Annotated in this window: 14 protein-coding genes; 10 read left to right on the top strand and 4 right to left on the bottom strand. The window is 40.1% G+C overall.

The annotated features are described in order from the left end of the window. The first annotated feature begins 149 nt into the window (after positions 1-149). The 4 genes from LM917_RS08810 to LM917_RS08825 all read left to right on the top strand — a co-directional run bounded on the left by LM917_RS08810 (position 150) and on the right by LM917_RS08825 (position 4,429). Positions 150-944 (top strand): TIGR00282 family metallophosphoesterase, encoded by a 795-nt coding sequence (locus tag LM917_RS08810; protein ID WP_232697126.1) that lies wholly within the window; start codon positions 150-152, stop codon positions 942-944. Positions 945-1,059: 115 nt separating this feature from the next. Continuing rightward, the gene (gene spoVS, locus LM917_RS08815; RefSeq protein ID WP_232697127.1) at positions 1,060-1,320 is read left to right on the top strand and encodes a stage V sporulation protein SpoVS; all 261 of its coding nucleotides are present in this window, start codon (positions 1,060-1,062) and stop codon (positions 1,318-1,320) included. A gap of 492 nt (positions 1,321-1,812) precedes the next feature. Continuing rightward, positions 1,813-3,561 carry a 2-oxoacid:acceptor oxidoreductase subunit alpha gene (locus LM917_RS08820; RefSeq protein WP_232697128.1) on the top strand — a complete coding sequence of 583 codons (1,749 nt, stop codon included), beginning with the start codon at positions 1,813-1,815 and terminating at the stop codon, positions 3,559-3,561. Between the two features lies 1 nt (position 3,562). Beyond that, the gene (locus LM917_RS08825) at positions 3,563-4,429 is read left to right on the top strand and encodes a 2-oxoacid:ferredoxin oxidoreductase subunit beta (RefSeq protein WP_232697129.1); all 867 of its coding nucleotides are present in this window, start codon (positions 3,563-3,565) and stop codon (positions 4,427-4,429) included. Between the two features lie 119 nt (positions 4,430-4,548). On the opposite strand, the gene LM917_RS08830 is transcribed toward LM917_RS08825, so the two are convergent. Further along, positions 4,549-5,604, bottom strand: coding sequence for a YkvI family membrane protein (locus LM917_RS08830; protein ID WP_232697130.1), 1,056 nt, complete (start codon positions 5,602-5,604; stop codon positions 4,549-4,551). A 51-nt stretch (positions 5,605-5,655) separates the two neighbouring features. Between LM917_RS08830 and LM917_RS08835 the strand changes: the two genes are divergently transcribed. From LM917_RS08835 to LM917_RS08850, 4 genes are all read left to right on the top strand, one after another. Further along, positions 5,656-6,408 (top strand): MBL fold metallo-hydrolase, encoded by a 753-nt coding sequence (locus LM917_RS08835; protein ID WP_232697131.1) that lies wholly within the window; start codon positions 5,656-5,658, stop codon positions 6,406-6,408. A 3-nt stretch (positions 6,409-6,411) separates the two neighbouring features. After that, positions 6,412-6,966: a tRNA 5-(aminomethyl)-2-thiouridylate-methyltransferase MnmM gene (gene mnmM, locus LM917_RS08840; RefSeq protein ID WP_232697132.1), complete on the top strand. Its 555-nt coding sequence runs from the start codon at positions 6,412-6,414 to the stop codon at positions 6,964-6,966. A 52-nt stretch (positions 6,967-7,018) separates the two neighbouring features. Beyond that, on the top strand, positions 7,019-8,140 hold the full coding sequence (locus tag LM917_RS08845) for a YheC/YheD family endospore coat-associated protein (RefSeq protein WP_232697133.1): 1,122 nt from the start codon (positions 7,019-7,021) through the stop codon (positions 8,138-8,140). A 145-nt stretch (positions 8,141-8,285) separates the two neighbouring features. Further along, positions 8,286-11,465: an Ig-like domain-containing protein gene (locus LM917_RS08850; RefSeq protein ID WP_232697134.1), complete on the top strand. Its 3,180-nt coding sequence runs from the start codon at positions 8,286-8,288 to the stop codon at positions 11,463-11,465. A 104-nt stretch (positions 11,466-11,569) separates the two neighbouring features. Here the strand turns inward: LM917_RS08850 and cbpB are convergent, their stop codons facing one another. From cbpB to LM917_RS08865, 3 genes are all read right to left on the bottom strand, one after another. Continuing rightward, positions 11,570-12,013: a cyclic-di-AMP-binding protein CbpB gene (gene cbpB, locus LM917_RS08855; RefSeq protein ID WP_232697135.1), complete on the bottom strand. Its 444-nt coding sequence runs from the start codon at positions 12,011-12,013 to the stop codon at positions 11,570-11,572. A gap of 243 nt (positions 12,014-12,256) precedes the next feature. After that, the gene (locus LM917_RS08860; RefSeq protein WP_232697136.1) at positions 12,257-13,108 is read right to left on the bottom strand and encodes a lipoate--protein ligase family protein; all 852 of its coding nucleotides are present in this window, start codon (positions 13,106-13,108) and stop codon (positions 12,257-12,259) included. 301 nt (positions 13,109-13,409) lie between these two features. Further along, the gene (locus LM917_RS08865) at positions 13,410-14,660 is read right to left on the bottom strand and encodes an S-layer homology domain-containing protein (protein WP_232697137.1); all 1,251 of its coding nucleotides are present in this window, start codon (positions 14,658-14,660) and stop codon (positions 13,410-13,412) included. Positions 14,661-15,025: 365 nt separating this feature from the next. On the opposite strand from LM917_RS08865, the gene LM917_RS08870 reads away from it, so the two are divergent. Then, positions 15,026-17,128, top strand: coding sequence for an AMP-binding protein (locus LM917_RS08870; protein ID WP_232697138.1), 2,103 nt, complete (start codon positions 15,026-15,028; stop codon positions 17,126-17,128). A gap of 50 nt (positions 17,129-17,178) precedes the next feature. After that, the gene (lplT, locus tag LM917_RS08875; RefSeq protein WP_232697139.1) at positions 17,179-18,384 is read left to right on the top strand and encodes a lysophospholipid transporter LplT; all 1,206 of its coding nucleotides are present in this window, start codon (positions 17,179-17,181) and stop codon (positions 18,382-18,384) included. Positions 18,385-18,435 lie beyond the last annotated feature (51 nt).

The following is an 18,435-nucleotide window of genomic DNA, read 5'->3' on the forward strand; positions in this document are numbered from 1 at the left end:
CAAATAGAAGTTTTTCCTACAAAAAAAAAGGAAAATATAAAGGTGTACGTGCAAGTAAGTAGACTTACTGGAATAAAAACCAGAATGGGAAATTCCATTTACGATAGGTAGAAAATAGAACGGATTGAATCGTTATTGAGGTGACAAAAATGAAATTGTTATTTATTGGGGATATATGTGGGTCACCAGGACGAGATATGGTGAAAGAATATCTACCCAGATTAAAACGTAAGTATGGACCAGACATTATTATTGCAAATGGTGAGAATGCAGCACATGGAAGAGGAATTACCCGAAAGATAACTAACGAGTTATTTCAAGCAGGGGTACATGCTTTTACGATGGGAAATCATACTTGGGATAACCGTGAGATTTTTGACTTTATCGATGAAGAAGCAAGAATGGTTCGCCCAGCTAATTTCCCAGAAGGTACACCAGGGAGAGGACTCACCTATATTTCTACTCCAGCAGGGGAGGTGGCTATTATTAACTTGCAGGGTAGAACCTTTCTTCCACCTTTATTGTGCCCGTTTGAAATGGCTGATCAGCTGGTAGAGACAGCCCGTAAGCGGACAAAGTATATCTTTGTAGATATTCATGCGGAAGCTACTTCTGAAAAACAGGCATTGGGTTGGTATCTGGACGGGAAAATCAGTGCGATTGTAGGAACACATACGCATGTACAGACAGGTGATGAGCGGATTTTACCAAATGGTACTGGGTATCTTACTGACGTGGGTATGTGTGGTCCATCTGACGGAATTCTGGGTATGGATAGATCAGCGGTCATTATGAAGTTCATGACTCAACTGCCAGTTAGATTTGAAGTGGCCGAGGGACCGACACAATTAAATGCGGTTCTCTTCACACTTGATAAAATAACTGGTAAAACTAGTAAAATAGAGCGGATACGAATTGACGCAGCTTGTCCTTTTATGGAATAATGATTATAGCTCCGAATTTTGCGAATATTAATCGCATAATAAAGGAATTTTTAGGGGTTATGAGAATATCATTCTAGAGATAAGAGTTATTTCTATCTGATGGGAGGTACAAAGGATGGACGTATTAAAAGTTTCAGCAAAGTCTAACCCCAACTCTGTTGCTGGTGCACTCGCAGGCGTGCTTCGAGAACGTGGTGCTGCCGAGATACAAGCTATCGGAGCGGGGGCGCTTAATCAGGCAGTGAAAGCTGTAGCGATCGCACGTGGGTTCGTAGCTCCGAGTGGTGTTGATTTAATTTGCATCCCAGCCTTTACTGACATCGTAATTGATGGAGAAGAACGTACTGCAATTAAGCTAATTGTTGAACCCAGATGATAGAGATACAAAAAGCGGATCGATCGAGAGTGAGCCTGTTTGTTCCTAATTAAGGAATAAACAGGTTTTTATTGTGTTTTTTTTTTTGGTTAGAGAAGATGTGTAACCACGCTTTATCTTTTACCGTCATTTTAGTAAGAAAAATGAAGAAAAGTCGTGATTTTCCTTCATGATTTCGCCTGATTTGGGCAAAGTGTAAAAGTGTAAAGAAATTGTAGAAAAATTGTTGCATCATAATGGGAACATGTTACAATAGCATCGTAAGAACATTAATATACCAAGTACATTTATTTACTCTAATGCAAAAATAATTTGAGTAAAAGTACTTGCATTTTTACAGGGCTAAGACTACAATGGTCTTGCTTGTACACAAACTATTCACAATTCATCTGATTTTTCGTAAGAATTTTAGGATATAATTCCAAATTTTTATCAAATTTGAGATGATTATGTGCAGATTTTTTCTCACAGTCGCTGAAGGGGTGGAATTTCATGATTAGTCAACTTTCTTGGAAAGTTGGAGGACAACAAGGGGAAGGTATTGAGAGTACGGGTGAAATTTTCTCGATTGCCATGAACCGCATGGGTTACTATCTGTACGGTTACCGTCACTTCTCATCTCGTATCAAAGGTGGACATACAAATAACAAGATTCGCGTAAGCACAAAACCAGTTCAAGCTATTTCTGATGAATTGGATATCTTGGTAGCGTTTGACCAAGAGACAATCGACGTTAATGCTCCTGAGCTTCGTGAAGGCGGTGTTGTGATTGCCGATGCGAAATTTAACCCAACCTTGCCAGAAGGATTGAAACCGGTTCGTTTGCTCTCGGTGCCATTGACTGAAATTGCTGAAGAATTAGGAACATCTTTGATGAAAAACATGGTCTCGATCGGAGCGACAAGCGCCATCCTGGGTATTTCGGTAGAAGGCTATCGTAATATCGTAGAAGACATGTTCCTGCGCAAAGGTGAAAAAGTAGTAGAGAAAAACATGGAAGCGATTACTCGCGGAGCAGAGTACGTAAATGAGCAAATCGGCGGACAACTTCCTGATTTCCAATTGGAACCAGCAGATGGAAAAAAACGCCTGTTTATGATTGGTAATGATGCGATCGCACTAGGCTGTTTATCTGCAGGTGTTCGTTTTATGCCTGCTTACCCAATCACACCAGCTTCTGAAATTATGGAATATTTGATCAAAAAGCTTCCTAAATTCAACGGAACTGTTATTCAAACTGAGGATGAGATTGCTGCTATTACGATGGCAATTGGAGGAAGCTACGGTGGTGCTCGTACCATGACTGCTTCTGCTGGTCCTGGTCTCTCCTTGATGATGGAAGCAATTGGTCTAGCTGGTATTACGGAGACACCAGTAGTTATCGTTGATACGCAACGTGGTGGCCCATCTACCGGTATGCCTACGAAACAGGAACAATCTGATGTGAACGCTATGATTAATGGTACACACGGTGAAATTCCTAAAGTAGTTATGGCTCCAACTTCTGTAGAAGATTGTTTCTACGATGCAGTAGAAGCATTTAATATAGCTGAAGAGTATCAAGTACCAGTTATTTTTATCACTGACTTGGCACTTTCCCTAGGTAAACAAACAGTAGATCCACTTGATCACAGTAAAATTGAGATTCGTAGAGGTAAATTGTTAGCAGGACAAGAATTGCCTGAGAAAGAAAATAACGAAATGTTTAACCGCTATGAAGTAACGGAAGATGGGGTTTCTCCTCGTGTTATTCCTGGACAAAAATATGGTTTGCACCATGTTACAGGTGTAGAGCACGATCAAAGCGGTCGTCCATCCGAAAGCCCTACAAACCGTATTGCTCAAATGGATAAGCGTATGCGCAAGCTTAATAACCTTGTCAACACTTTCCCAGAACCAGTTCGTATGAGTGCTGGCAGTGAAGAATCAGATGTATTAATGGTAACAATCAACTCTGTTGGTGGTACTGTTCAAGAAGCGAAAGAACGTCTGGAAAAAGACGGTCTAAAAGTAAATCACGCTCAAATTCGCTTGCTTCACCCATTCCCAACTGAAGCGATCAAACAATATGTTGATAAAGCGAAAAAAGTAGTTGTTGTTGAAAATAACGCAACTGGTCAAATTACTAACCTGATCAAATTGAATCTAGGTTGTGCAGATAAGCTGCATAGCGTATTGAAATATGACGGAAATCCGTTCTTACCTAACGAAATTTACACACAAGTTAAGGGGCTGAATTAAGATGGCGACATTCAAAGAATTTCGCAATAATATAAAGCCAAACTGGTGTCCGGGCTGCGGTGACTTCTCCGTGCAAGCAGCTATTCAACGTGCTGCAGCTAACGTGGGGTTGGAACCTGAGAATCTGGCAGTAGTTTCTGGTATTGGTTGTTCCGGACGTATCTCCGGTTATATCAATTGCTATGGTTTACATGGTATCCATGGTCGTTCACTACCAATCGCTCAAGGTCTGAAAATGGCTAATCGTGAATTAACAGTTATCGCTTCTGGCGGAGACGGGGATGGTTTTGCAATCGGTATGGGTCATACTGTTCATGCAATCCGTCGTAACATGGACATTACGTACATCGTAATGGATAACCAAATCTATGGTCTGACAAAAGGTCAAACATCTCCTCGCTCTGCTGCAGGATTCGTTACTAAGTCTACACCTGCTGGTTCTATCGAAAATGCTATTTCTCCAATTGAATTGGCACTTTCTGCTGGAGCAACATTCGTAGCGCAGTCAGTATCTAGTGACTTGAAGGGCTTGACTGATATCATTGAAAAAGGTATGAAACACAAAGGTTTCTCCCTGATCAACGTATTTAGCCCATGTGTTACTTTTAACAAAGTTAATACGTACGACTGGTTCAAACAAAGCATCGTACCTGTTGAATCTATCGAAGGCTACGATCCACATGATAAAATCAAAGCAATGTCCTATTCCATGGCTAACAAAGGCTTGTTGACAGGTGTTGTTTATCAAAATACGGAACAACAACGTTATGAAGACCTGGTTAGTGGCTTTAAAGAAGAATCTCTTGTTAAACAAGACATCCATATTGATGAAGAAACATTTAACAAATTGCAGGCTGAATTCGCTTAATTCTACTTGCTTGATTAAATACAGAAATGTTTTTTTGCAAAAGTAAGACAATATAAAACAGAGGTTATTATGTTCAAAATAATGAGCATAATTCCTCTGTTTTTCTTTTAATATGATTTTTATTTCGAACTCCGATACCAATAAGAGATTTGTCGGTAAAATAACATCATTAAAAAGAAGACGACAACTTGACCAAATAGCGGGTACAATACAGTTAAAAGGGAAGAAAAACCAACGAAGCTGATACCGTAGCAGATGATGAGAAGTACAAACAAGATTTGGGAACGAAGAAGAGAAAAATAGGATTGGATTTGTTCAATGAGGCCAAACAGATTAGCAACGAGTGAAGAAAAAACTTCGCCATATACCAGAATGGCAAAAAAGAAGGCGATCCATTTGCCTAACCCAGATAAAATATATATGTTTGGAGTATCTACGAATTGTACATACGGCATGTTCGTTAGCAAGGAAGAGTAGCCGAGAAAGAGAAGAAGTCCAATTCCTATTCCACCAAATAGGCCACCCATCCATAATGGGGTGTTTGAATTACTTTCCCTCCCAATCGGTACGAGAACAGCTTGTGCTAATGCTACATTTAGGGCTACATAGTAGAAAGGTGAACTAAACCAGCCGTGTCTTCCCAGTTCATAAGGTAGACTTGATGCTGAAATAACGCTTTCCCATGGTTTTGTGTAAAAGAAAACCAATAAGGTAAAACCAATGAGAATCGGGACAAATAAACTGTTAACCGCATGGATGGCCCCCATACCCCGCGCAGCCACCACAAATACGAGAATCATGCTTATCCAGATTCCCAATTGTGAGGGAAGGTTGAAGGAATCAGCAAATAGGGAACCGGTGAAAGCTAGCATCACTGACGTAGTTCCGATCAACACCAATAAAAGAATAGCGTTAAAAAGTGAACCTATTGTATTTCCAAAGAGATAGAAACTGATTTCTTGGAAGGATTGTGCCTGGATACGCCTCGCAATTACCATTACCTGTGTTCCTGCCCAGACAAATAACCCGCAGGCAATGATAATACCGAGTAAACCGTGATAGCCATATTTGACGAAGAACTCAATGAGCTCACGACCAGAGGCAAATCCTGCTCCAACCACAGTACCGATATAGGTAAAAGTGATTTGTATCGTTATTTTCAAAGAATTAGACATCTTGTACCTCCTGTCCACTATACTTACATTTATGAAAAGGAGTTAGAAAACATGCGTATAACTGTATTGGGCTTTCAATCCCCGTATCCCGGACCAGGAGGAGCAACACCTGGATACTTAATTCAAACAGAGAATACAAACATTTTATTGGATTGCGGCAGTGGAGTTCTTGCTCAGCTTGGAAAGTATTTGCCTATTCATCAATTAGATGCTGTTTTTCTTTCCCATTATCATCAAGATCATATAGCTGATGTTGGAGTGCTTCAATTTGGGATTAATGTCCATCAGCGAGTTGAGAAACTACGAGTGGATCATCCCCTTCCTATCTATGGGCCACCTCATCCGACAAAACATGCTGAGGAAATGACGTATAAGGAAGCTACTACTTTTCACCCAATATCTAGTGAGGAAGATGTAGTGATAGGAGATGTGACTATTTCAGTCCTTAAAACAGATCATCCAATTCTATGTTACGCCATGAAAATCGTCCACAATCAAACAACTCTGCTATATAGTGCTGATACTGGTCAGCTAACAAATTGGTCAGGATTTTGCGAAGCGCCTGATTTATTTATTTGTGAGGGGACGTTCTTAGACGGTTATGAACCTGAAACGCCAATTGGCCATTTATCTGTTCGTCAGGCTGCCAATCTGGCGGTTGAACTACAGGCAAAATCATTACTTGTCACACATTTATATCATACGTACGAATCTGAAGATGTTCTATTACAAGCATCTGCGTTTACAGGTGACTGCCACGCTGCCAAGATAGGATTACAGATTCACTTATCGGAAGGAGAATGACAATTGTTTCCCAACGTCTTAGAAGTAGTTCGCAGATTTATTAAGGAGAGAGTAAAGGTAGGAGAGACTGTCGTTGATGCAACGATGGGGAATGGCAATGATACGCTGTTTTTGGCTACCCACGTAGGAGATCAAGGAAAGGTATATGCCTATGATGTACAAGCTGAGGCATTGGAAAAAACAAGGCAACGACTAGAGAGAGAAGGCTTAGTAGATCGCGTAGAATTACTGTTAGCCTCTCATGAAAAAATGAATGAAATACAGGAAGAAATTGCTGCCATCATGTTTAATTTGGGGTATTTACCTGGTGGTAACAAGGATATTACTACATTGGCGAATAGCACGATTCGTGCCATTGAGGCGGGCCTCTCAAAGTTACGTATAGGTGGGATCATGACCATTATTATTTATTGGGGGCATGAGGCAGGAGTAACTGAAAAAAATGCCGTGGAAAAGTACTGCGAAAATTTATCTCAGTCCGAATACCTTGTCCTATGTTATCAGTATATGAATCAGCAGAATCAGGCTCCATTTATTATTGCAATTGAGAAAAGATAATCGATAAGAAATAGGCACTCCAAGCATCCCTTTCAGACATAAGGTATAACGTATGAGATATACGACTACCTTTCAGGAAGGGATGCTTGTGCGATATATAGGAATTATGCTAGATCGAAATATCATCAACAGAAATACGAAAGGTAAAAAAACATACGAACGTCTTCAATATTATGCGAAAGCAGCGAAAGAACTGCAGGTTACTCCAGTCTTTTTTCATCCGACAGATGCTAACTTGAAATTGAAAAAGTGTAAGGGTTATCTTTGGAAACATAACAAATTAATATCGACGACTGTTCCACTTCCCGCTATTATTCATAATCGTGTTTTGTCTGGTAATAAGCTAATGAAAAAAAAGCTGAAAGAACTAAGCAAAATATCGAACGTATATAATGGAGTAGTGACAAGAGATAAGTGGAAGGTGCATCAGGTACTTTGTAAGGAGTCAGCTCTAAAGCCGTATCTTCCGAAAACAGCTTTGTATTCCAAAGCGAATCTGACAACGTTCTTGGAACGATACAATGTCATTTATGTAAAACCAACGATTGGATCAATCGGAAAAGGAGTACTTCGCATTGAGAAAACTGGTGAGGAGTATCGTCTGTTTGCATCCAGGTTACAGCGTACTCTAAAAGCAGATCAGTTATTCATGTATGTTAAGAATTGGGTGGAATCAAAATCCTCGCGATTCATTATCCAACAGGGCATACCCTTAAGTGAATATAATGGAAGGACGTTCGATATTCGTGTTTCCATTCAGAAAAACAATATGCAAAATTGGACGATATCCGGCATGGTTGCAAAAGTAGCACACAGGAAAAATAAATTAAGTAATTTAGCCCAAGGCGGCAATGCGGTAAAGATCGACACCGTACTAACAAAGATTTTTCCTAAACAGCAATTATTAGCCCACCTTGTAGCACTAGCCCATGTTAGCTTGTCCATAGCAAAGGCTTTGGAGAACTTCCAGCCTTCTTTAGCTGATCTTGGGTTAGATTTGGGAATTGATCCAAATGGACATCCGTACTTTATTGAGGCGAACGTTCGAGATCAACGTTATTCATTTTTTAAGGCACGAGAAGCAGAAATGTTTTATCAAACGTATGCCAGTCCTATTCAATATGGGGTAAATATGTTACAAAATGAAATGCAGACTAAGTCTGCAAAGGACTAATGGAAACAAGGGTGATTACAAATAGTAATCGCCTTTGTTATTTTGTGTAAGAGTAGAATAAGCATTTTGATTTTGGCTGGGACAAGTTACAGAGCATTGGGACTTGAAATATACTACAACAATACCTTGAAGAGGAGGGAATCTGGTGGCTTTTTTTGCTAGGTATTCAACTACAGCAAATGGAGCAATTACTTTTACAGGGAATACACTTATACGAAGTAAACAGGTAAACGCCAATGCCCCGGGTACTCAACAGACAATAGGTACATTTATCAAGTTGAATACCTCGCTTGAGGAAAATGCGTCTTCCCAAGAAATAACGAATAATTATATTCTCCATTCAACCTCTGCATTTCTCGGGATGCCTGAACAGAGTTTCATTTTGTATGCGGAATTAATCTGGGCAGGAAGATATCAGCCAGATACTGAGAATGTTAGTGAATGGAATAATCCTATCACTTTTATTACGAGCAAGGGAACATATTCAATTGCACCCGATACAGCCACTGTAAATACGATATCGACACGTCCATACTATGTCCGTTCAGCCAATGTTACTGCTCACGTACATGAAGCAGGAGTGGGCCGATATACATTTTGCTATGTTTCTGCTACGCAACGAGATCAAGAGAACACCCTTAGACATGCTGGATGGAGTCTCGCAGTCGTATATCAGAATATTGCCTTGCCGCTACGAAATTTGACCGTGTTCATCAGAGGTGGGCTTGTAGATCATGGTATAACAAGTCAATCAGCAGTGATAAGTGGGTTCGTTACACCAATTAAAGGGGCTGTTCGGGGAAGATTGCATGTGAGTGCACTGAAGGGTGACCCTACCATCACATGTGATCAGCTATTAATTGGTCCCACCGCCAACAAATTGCGGGCTGTGTCTGGGACGAATAAATCCATTCTCGATAAGACAGGGAAAGTTTGTAATATTACTTCCTCATCAGGGAGTATGGGAAGTGTTATGAGGCACGATTGGGATATCAAGAATATCGATATATCAAGCAAGCTGATTAATTCGCAGTCAACAGCATATATTCGTGGAACAATTAATGGTGATGCCTATATGATTAATGCACTTGCTCTTCAGATTGATATGAATGATTCCAATTTTTCAGAGGTAACAACTTCATCAGCAACGAGCTCATTCGTGGATGATCGTCATACAGAGAGTGGTAGTACGAGATATGATGTGATTGGATATCCCTTAAGGTTTAATTTGTCATCCCAACTAGTAATGGTTACTACATTGGAAAATACCTCAGTAAGTGGGCTCGTTCCTGTCTACGATACAGATCTAAACTCCCTCTTTTTCACAATTCTTGAGTCGCCAGCTACTGGAACGGCTGTTATTGATGCAACTGGTACATTTGTTTATACTCCTTATCCTAATGTAAACGGTACAGATCGTTTCATAGTGGGAATTGAAGATGATAGTGGAGGATTTTCCAGTTTTTCGGTTACAGTAAAAGTAGTACCTGTCTCAGATGCACCCTTTACCAGATACTTGGCGCTGACAACATTGGAAGACAAAGGAGTAAAGGGGCAAGTTAACGTCATTGAATCTGACCGTTCCAATCATATCTTCTCGTTACAAACACCGCCAGTAAGCGGAACTGCTAGTGTATGGAAAGATGGGACATTTATCTACACACCACATCATCATTACTATGGCCCAGATTCATTCGAGGTATTGGTTGAGGATGGGATAGGAGGAACAGAGGTTACTACTGTTATCATTACAGTCTTTCCAACCAGTGATCCTCCTCATAGAGATAGTAAGTATTTTATAACGCCAGAAGATGAAGCAGTGAGTGGAACAATACAAACGTGTGATTCTGATAGAGAAGAACTGCAATATTATCTGAATCTTGGACCTGTAAATGGTCAAGTCATTGTTAATAGGAATGGTTCTTTTACTTACACACCAGCCAATCGGTTTGGAGGTGTAGATATGTTTTCTGTTCTACTACGTGATAAGAATGGAGCAATATCAATTACCAGAGTTTATATTACAGTCGGGAAAATAATCAACCCTCCAGTTATAACGGATCAATCATTTATTACGGCAGAAGACTCCACAATCGAGGGGAGAATTAGTGTAATTGATCGTGATAACGGTGTAGTAAGATTCAGTTTATTGGAGGCACCTCGGAAAGGAACTGTTTTTGTGAATGTGGATGGAACGTTTACCTATAGTCCTGTTCCTGATTTTTCAGGAGTAGATAGCTTTCTGGTTTCTGTTGATGATGGTAACGGCGAAACAGCACAAGCGACTATTAGCATTCAAGTAACCGCTGTTATCGATGAATCGATTCAGAGCGATTTGATTTTGAATACACAGAAAAATATAGCTGTAACGGGGCAGCTTACAGCAGTGCATGGTGATACTGATCCAGTCATTTTTACTCTGGTTATTTCACCTGCATCTGGATCAGTCAGTTTACAGGAAAGTGGGAGCTTTCTTTATGTTCCAAACCTAGACTTTACTGGTGAAGACAGCTTCACAGTACAAGCGACAGATCCGGACGGAGGGACGGAGACTTCTGTAGTTATGATAACCGTCGTTCCGATAATCGATGTACCTTTTGAAGTAGGACGTACGTATACAACAGAAAATGAGAACAAAACGACTGACAGCATAGATATCTCGTCTAAGAATGAACGTGAGTCACCTTGTAGTGACAGTCGTGAAGGAGCGGATTCAGAAGGTTCAGCGATTACCTTTTGTGACCCTTTAGCACATAGTCAGCTACAAGAAGAAATAAGGAATCGTACAAAAATGTTCGCGAGTTTGACTCTCTACGCACGTGCAGGTAAACCTCTTCATGGACACGTGCCAGCCAATGATCCAGACGGTAGAGCATTACAATTTACCCTTGTTATGGCTCCGATGAAGGGAATTGTACGTCTCAATCAAGATGGCCAGTTTATGTATACTCCATCAATCAATGTGTCAGGAACAGATACATTTACCATACAGGTAACGGATTCGAGAGGAGAAGTTAGTCTAGTAAATATTACGTTCTTGATAATGACAACAGATCGGTTCATTACTTTTAAACGAATCCGTGTTTGTGCCAGAGCATGTGAATGGGTAAGTGGAAGACTGGATAAGAGATTTAACAATATCCAATTCCTCTCATGGGAGGTATGGAAAAACCCAAAATCTGGTCAGGTGAAAGTGACCCCATATGGAAAATGGAAATACATCAATAAGAAGCAAGGAATAAAAAAAGACAAATTTGTATTTCGTGGTGTAAGTTCATTGGGAGAAGAGATTTTCGTTAGGGTAGCTGTCAAAATCAAAGGATAATGAATAAATTACCTATTTTCACACAAAGCTTGTGTCACATGAATCAGCAAAAAAGCTTCGCCGGAAGTTTTTCTCCGGCGAAGCTTTCTTCATAACGTATTTATTTACTTGTTTTCTGTACGGAAGTGATGATAAACCAAAGCTAACACAGTTTTGCGAGTTAAGATCCCTAAGAAGACTCCTTGATCATCCTCAATGCAGATAAAGGGATGATTAATAGTAAGTTCTAGTGCACGTATAAACGTGTCGTCAGGACGCAGATGAGGGATTTTGGTATCCATTACCTCTTCCACACGATGTTCACTCAGTTTTTCATACTCTATCCGTTCCAATCCGAAAATGGATTCTAGAATCATCGTTTTACTGATTAACCCCATCACTTTGTATGATGAGTCAAGAACGGGAATAGAGGAGTAACGGGTTTTTACCAGAACAAGCAGGGCATGCTCTAATGAATTTCCTAACTGAACATGAGCAACTTTTGAGCCGGGAATAACTAGATCTTTAACAGACTGTTCCAAAATATCTTTTGCTTGAGGATTAATCAATGCAAGATCCTCCTTACCTTTCGTCAAGAATTAATGAATTCTCTCCTTAATTATATCATATGACGGATAATTGACGTTTCAGAAGATACGCCTTATCAAGAAAATTCTTATGCTTATCTAGGTTGGTAGGCTTGCAGCTCGAACATCTGTTGCAGAAAAAAATAAGCCCATAGAATGACAGGGCTTATCAGGTGAAAAGATGTCCTTTTATTTCTATGCTTCTGCTATCATACGTTATGACAACTATTTCTGCAATATCCATGTAGGCAAGTTAATTTCTTCTGCTGTATAAGAAAACAAGCCTAGTCTGCCTGTTAAATGCTGAATGGCAGTTGCTTTTTGCTCCTTTGATAAAAAGAGAGGACCTTTTGTTGCCCTCCATTGCGTAATGAATGCCTCAAATAGTCGGTCTTTTACTTCTTCGACCGAAATGGGACGACCAAGATGCTCCGAAATGCTACCGATGGTTTCTTTACGAACGGCAGGGACGGGACGACTTGCTTTTTCCATCTCGTACAAGCCTGCCTGCTGGTAAAACTCTTCCATCAGTTTACCTCGTTCCAAACCACTGCCCTCCACATTAATACATAGCTGGAGGATGGAGCCATGACGAGTTCGACGCTGAGCCATACCCCCAATTTTTTTGCCATCAAAAGCAAAATCATAATCCCCGACACAGTAGGAATCTAGCACTTCGCCTACTTCAATTTGACCGTAATCTTGAAGTCCTACTTGCAACATCGTAGCAACAAGCTTATACAATTCCTCAATCGTTAGCTGACAGCTTGGAAAAAGAATTGCCATATTTAACACACCTGCATCCAGAGGTACACAGGCCCCGCCAGACGAACGTAGTAACGCAGAATATCCTTGCTTACTATAAGTGCGTAAAGTTTCTTCCAGATGCGGCAGTTTTGCATCACGTCTGCCAAGATAGAATGCTTTATCATAAACCCATAGGTGGATAATTGGTGTTGCGTCAGGTTGTCCCATCGCGGTAGCGAGTGCCTCGTCCATAGCAATGGGCTCAACGGGTGTACCTCGATAAACGCCTGAATCAATCCAAGTGAATGTAGTTGAATCTAATTGAGTCACCAGAAATATACTCCTTCCCCATAAAACCGTCCGTTACATGCACATGTGTAAATCACAATATGCTCTATTATACAACTCTGGGAAGCGTTCCTGCTATCGAAGCTGTGTATTCAGAATATATGGTTTATTTCTATACATACTTTTCGACAGTGAGACGAAAGTATTATAAATGAACGTAACGTCAATGTTCAGATTTATTCAAAAAAAGGAAAGCGAACATATTAGCATGTATAATATGTGCTTCCCTTTTAATAAATGGCTCTATTTATTTATGGGTCTTTGACATGTACGAATACATTATTTAATTTTTTGTTTTAAATGAGAAATTGTCGAACCAGATTGTTTTAGTAGGAATTTGTTTCACTGCATTTTTGTTTAGGTAGAGACCTAATCTGGCTCCATCTAAATTTTGGTTCTGTGCATCATAGATATGCTTTCCGTTTACATATACGGTATAAGAGTCACCTTTTACTTTAATGGTAAGGGTGTTAGACTTGTTCATTTTTACAGAAACGCTGGCAATTTTATCAGTATCATCTTCATCAGCATCTTCCATTTCATGAATTTGTACACCGTTTTCTGTTAAGTAGACGATTTTAGCATCGTCGTCTTTCATATCAAAAAACAAGCCAGCAAATCCTTTTGAATTCTCAGGTGTAATGGTTACGGACATTTCATATTCATCATATTTTTTGTCCTCTGCCCAGTTTAATGGTAAGAGGTAATGAACTAAATCATCATCGTTGCTGTACGCTGTTACACGATTTTTATACGTAGCCCAGCTTCCGGTACCTTTGTCATTTTTCCACTTTTTCAATTGGTCATCAGAGAAGTCATCTTTGATTTCAATTTTTTTCTCGGGCTCTGGTTTTGGTTCTGGCTTTGGTTTAGTTGGATCAACAGGGAATACTACTTTTTGTTCATCCAGCTTAGCGCGGTACAATAATGAGGCTGCTTCTGCACGAGTGATAGCATTTTGCGGACGGAAGGTATCGTCATTGAAGCCTTTAATTAGTTCCGTTTCCAAAGCGATCGCGATAAAAGATCGCAGGTTGTTAGAAATTTTGTGTTCGTCATCGAACTTATTTAACAACTTCAAATTTGGTGTTTTGGATTGGTCATATCCCAACAGACGTACCATTGCGACAGCAATATCTTCACGAACAGCACTCTGGTCAGGTTTGTAATAGTAACTGGAGCCAGATTTATAACCAGTTAGGTAAGGTTTCGCATATTCTACATAGGTGAAAGCCCAGTGATTACGTGTAACATCTCGGAACGTTTGATCGATGTCCCATTTATCACCCATTTTTACCCCTGATGCGGCAATCATGATTTTAGCGAATTCAGCACGGCTAACTTTTTCATCGGGACGGAATGAACCATCACGATACCCATCTATAATCCCTTTTTTGGCCATTTCAGTTATGGCTTCATATGCCCAGTGATTTTTTGGGACATCCCAGAAGGATGGGGTATTTGCCAGTGCCATTGCTGGAACCAAGGCAAACACCATGACAAACGCTAACAGTAAAGAAGTAATTCGTTTCATTTTGTCCTCCTTTTTTCTTACCTGTGGAATTTCATTCACCAAGAAGACGCAGTAGAGGTAGGGGATGTTGCGAATTTTTCTAAAAAATCTAAAAATGGTTAGATGGCACCAAGTCTTCTATCACAAGGGCTGAATCATACATAGATAAAAAGGCTTGTTCCAACCAATGAAGACGAATTACTCTGAGAAAAATGAAATAGATGGGAACTAGGTATTTTTTCTCTCCTATATTTTCCAGATAGGCTGAGGTAATATAAAACTGAAGAAACAAGAAATACTTAATTCGAAATAAATTCAATGTAATTTAATGTTTTTGTATTATTGAACTATGGGTAAAGATGTGAGAAAGGTGGAATCGTTATAATATGATAACGAGTGTAATAAAAGGTATTACGAATACTGTATACCAAGTTGAAATAGAGGGTCTGGAAAGGCTTGATTTCTCCAAACCAGTTATATTGGCACCCAATCATGTATCATTGCTTGATGCTGTGTTACTTGCATCCAATTTGCCAAAAGAAGTTTGTTTTGTCGTGAATACAGATGTCGCCAAAAAATATGCAAGCCTGATGTCCCAACGAAAAATCATCACAATCGATCCGTTCAATTCGTATTCTATCCGCAAAATATTGCGAGAAGTCCGTAATGGAGTCCCACTTGTCCTATTTCCAGAAGGGCGGGTTACCACTACTGGTGGTCTCATGAAGGTATACAGTGGTTTAGGGTATATTGCTTATCGAACAGGTGCCAGTATCTATCCGATATCATTGGTAGGACCAGAACGTTCACCTTTCTCTTATTTAAAGGGTAAGTGGAAAAAACGGTTGTTTCCCAAAGTGAAAATTCGGATTGGGGAATCTTATCAGATCGAAGACGATCGTACGATTTCCAGAAGACAGTTAAAAGAACAAGCTAGCCACACTGTCTATCGAAAGATGAAAGACGAGCTTTTTATAACCAAACATAGAAAACATGTACAGCTTTTTGATGAGATGCTTGAGGCTGGGAAAAAGAACGGTTTTTCTATGACGATCTGTGAAGAGCTGACTCAGTCGCTTACTTACAAAAAAATGGCGTTGACAGCATATGCGCTGGGTGAATCCATTCGAGATGTACTACCAAATGAACAGAGAATAGGAACATTGCTGCCTACCTCAATGGGGCACATGGTCACGCTGTTTGCTATGTTTTATGCAGGTAAAACTCCGGCGTTACTTAATTTTAGCATGGGGACAAAGACGATAATGGAGACCTGTGAGACAGCCGGAGTGAAGGTGGTACTAACCTCTAAGGTATTTATTGAAAAGGGAAATCTGCATGCAATGATTAGTGAGCTGAGTAAGCATGTACAGTTTATCTATCTTGAAGATATAAAAGAGAGAATCACCACAGGCACGAAAGCAAAAGCATTCTTTCATTACCTGACCAAGCAGCAGGCATATAAAAATGACCAGACTGAAAATGAAATCATCCTGTTCACCTCTGGCAGTGAGAGCAAGCCGAAGGGTGTTGTACTGACACATAGTAATATTTTTAATAATATCCAGCAGGTTTTAACGATGATCGATATTACCTCGCAGGATAAACTGCTAAATGCATTGCCGATGTTTCATAGTTTTGGGATGACGGTTGGCACGATATTACCTGTGATCTCAGGAATTCCTGTTTTTTGTTATCCATCACCACTACATTACAAGGTGATTCCTGAAATCGCATACGACAGAGATTGTACGATTCTTTTTGGGACATCCACTTTTTTAGCAGGGTATGCTCGGGTTGCTAAACCTTATGATTTTTATAAAATGCGTTATGTTATTGCAGGTGCGGAAAAATTAAAGGATGACGTCAGACAACTGTGGATGGATAAGTTCGGGATAAGAGTATTGGAGGGCTACGGTACTACCGAAGCATCGCCTATCCTTGCGCTTAACACACCTCTCATGAATAAAAAAGGAAGCGTTGGGCAGCTACTTCCGGGGATAGCCTATCAACTAGAAGAAATGGAAGGAATAGCTGAAGGCGGAAATCTGTTAGTAGACGGACCTAATATCATGAAAGGATATTTGTTTCATGATCAAGGGTTTCAACCGAGAACGGGTTACTACGATTGTGGGGATATTGTCACGATTGACAAGGAAGGATATGTTTCGATTGTTGCCCGAAAAAAACGATTTGCCAAAATTGCCGGGGAGATGGTCTCTCTCAATCTGGTTGAACAGCTGGCATCCGAATTCATTCAGGATAGTGGAGTAGCAACTGTAACGGCAAGTGATAAACGCAAAGGAGAAAAGGTTGTCTTGTATACGCAAGCACCTATTGTCTTACGCGATTTGAAAGAGTATATCGTTGCGAAGGGTTTTTCGCCCCTTCTTGTACCCTCTAAGATTGAACAGATTAAACAGCTACCGTTACTTGGAAGTGGGAAGGTTGATTATGTAACGTTAAAAGAGTTGGCTACTGAAGAGTAGGAATATCTTTATCAATAAAGATAAGAAAAAGGGAAAAGGAGGAATATGAGATGAATGCCAGAGCCTTGCGTTATTTATATATTACTCAATTTTTATCGGCTTTCGCTGATAACATGGCGTTGTTCGTGATTGCTAATCTATTGCAGAGAAACGGTTTTTCACCTGCAGCACTGGCACTAGTCTCCATGGCTTTCTTTGTGCCGTTTATCATTTTAGCACCAATAGTTGGACCATTTGCTGATAAGTATCCAAAGACGATCATTCTCCTGATTGGTAATCTAATAAAAATTGTTGGTATGGTGATGTTGATCCTGGTAGATCACCAAAATATTTTTGCATTAATGCTTAGCTATTTTACTGTGGGTATTGGCGCAGTAGTTTACTCACCTGCAAAATATGGAATTTTACCTGAATTAACTACAAATGAAAATGAGTTATTTGAAGCAAATGCGAGGATCGAGGCATTTACGATCATGGCAATATTAGTAGGAGTGGGTGCAGGTGGGGCAATCGCTGCTGTTACATCCGCTTTGTTTTCCTCAACAATATGCCTGATTCTATTTGCGGCATCAGTGGGTATGACCTTTTTTATTCCTATTCTGCCTGGTAACCGCTACATTCGTTATGGGGAGGAAGTGAGAGAATTTCAATCACATGTAAGCACCTTGTTTCGTAACCCTGTTACTTCTTTTGCATTGATCGGCACAGGAGCATTTTGGATGAGCTCTGCTGTTTTGCGTATCGCTGTTTTAGCCTGGATTCCTCTTGCACTAGGCTTTATGGAATCGGATTTTCGCGTTACATTAATACTGGCAACTACATCAATCGGAATCATCGCTGGTGCTTATCTGGCACCGAAGCTAATTCCTTTACGTACGTTCACGAAAGCAATCATGTATGGGTTCCTGATGATGATCTGTATCTTTATCTTTCCAATGATCCATAACACGATCATTGCGATCGTACTGTTACTAGCTGTAGGCTTTATGGGTGGGGTGTTTATTGTTCCAATGAATACGATGATTCAGGAGCAAGGGCGCAAAATGATTGGAGCGGGGAAAACGATTGCCGTTCAAAATCTGGTAGAGAATGCCCTGATGCTTGTAGGAACAACCATCTACTATGTTGTGGTGTATACAGGTATTTCCATTTCGAATGCAATTATGATTCAAGGTGGAGTTCTATTCCTTTTCTTATTATATTTACTGACAAAAGTGAGAGCGACTCAGCGGGCTCGAACGAAGAATATTTGGTAGAGAGATTTTAATAAAACATACGTATACCAAGGAAAAAGCGTGCGAAAAGAG

Origin of the sequence: Brevibacillus daliensis (genome assembly GCF_021245735.1) — a bacterium.
Taxonomy (GTDB): domain Bacteria; phylum Bacillota; class Bacilli; order Brevibacillales; family Brevibacillaceae; genus Brevibacillus_B; species Brevibacillus_B daliensis.